We start from the raw sequence: 1,596 nt of genomic DNA, 5'->3' as shown, positions 1-1,596 counted from the left end.
GGGGGCAGGACTTCGACTTCGGTGTGCTGTTCGCGGGGGGCGGTTTCGGCCGGGTGCCGTTGCCGACGTATCCCTTCGCCCGCCGCCGCTACTGGCCGGCCAAGGCCGACCGGCGTCCGGCCGCCGGTGCACGCGAGGAGGTCCACCCGCTCGTCCACGCCAACACCTCCGTCCTCGGGACGACCCGGTTCACCACCACGCTGACCGGTGACGAGTTCTTCCTCGCCGACCACGTCGTGGGCGGGCGGTCCATCCTCCCCGGTGTCGTCTCGCTCGAAATGGCCCGCGTGGCGGTGTGCCTCGCCCTCGACGAGGGCGAGCAGCCCCTCCGGCTGCGCAACGTCACCTGGCCCCGCCCGGTGGTCTCGGACGGCACCCCCGTCACGCTGCGGATCACGCTGTCCGCCGAGCCGTCCGGGGCGATCGGCTTCGCCATCCACGGCGAGGACGCGGTGGTGCACTGCCAGGGCGAGGCCGAGCGGCTCACCCTTACCGCGCCCACCTGCGATCCGGCTCCGCCGACCGGGCGTCGGATCACCGCCGAGGAGACCTACGCTGCGCTGCGGGCCCGGGGCATCGAGCACGGGCCGCGCTTGCGCGCGCTCACCGACGTCCACCTGGGCGCCGGCCGGGCGGTCTCGCGCCTGCTGCCGCCGGCGGACGTCGCCTTTGGGGACTACTGGCTCCACCCGAGCCTGCTGGACGCCGCGCTGCAGACGGTCGTCGCCTTCAGCGCCGGCACGGGCGCGTCGGCCTCGGCCGTGCCGTTCGCGGTCGACGAGGTCGCCGTGTTCGGCCCCTGCCCGGAGCGCCCGGTGGCGATCGCCCGGGCCACCGGCGCGTCCGCCTTCGATGTGGACGTGTGCGCCGAGGACGGCACGGTCCGGGTCCGTATCGGCGGGCTGACCCTGCGCGAGCTCGACCGGCCCGCGACCGCGCCCGCACTACCGTCGCCCCCTTCACCGGCGGACCCGGAGCGCGCGGACGAGGGCGAGGGCGTGTACCTGGTGCCGACCTGGACGCCCGTGCCCACCGAGGAACTGCGGGCCGCCGGCCCGGCACCCGCGGGCACCGTGCTGGTGGTCGGCGAGGACGGCCCGCACCGGCGCCGGGTGCTCGCCGCTCTCCCCGAGGCGGTGGCCGCGGACTCCGCCGCGACCGCGGGCCGCGACGGCCTGGCCCAGGTGGTCTGGGTCGCGCCGGAGCCGGCCGGCGCACCGGCCGAGGAACAGGACCGGGGCGTGCTGGAGGTCCTCCGGCTGGTCAAGGCCCTGCTGGCGGCGGGGTACGGCGAACGCGAGCTGCGGTTGACCGTCGCCACCGTCGCGACCCAGGCCGTCACCCCCGACGAGCCGAACGAGCCGGCGCACGCGAGCGTGCACGGACTGGTCGGCGCGCTCGCCAAGGAGTACCCGCACTGGCGGGTGCGGCTCGTCGACCTGCCCGCCGGCGGCCCGTGGCCGGTGCGGGACCTGCTGACCCTGCCGGCCGTCGACGCGACCCTTGCCTGGCGTTCGGGGTGCTGGTATGCGCAGCGGTGGTTGCCGGCTGTGGTGCCTGCGGGTGTGGGTGGGTTGCGGCGTGGTGGTGTGTATG

General features: G+C 76.1%; 1 protein-coding gene. It reads left to right on the top strand.

What is annotated here, in order from left to right; translation table 11 throughout:
* Nucleotides 1-1,596: polyketide synthase dehydratase domain-containing protein (locus ACF061_RS39025; protein ID WP_392271772.1), on the top strand; the 1,596-nt coding region annotated here is incomplete at both ends.

It is taken from the genome of Streptomyces sp. NPDC015220 (assembly GCF_043079345.1).
GTDB lineage: Bacteria > Actinomycetota > Actinomycetes > Streptomycetales > Streptomycetaceae > Streptomyces.
Note: the sequence above shows the minus strand (reverse complement) of the source record. Positions and strands in the feature narration are given on the sequence as shown.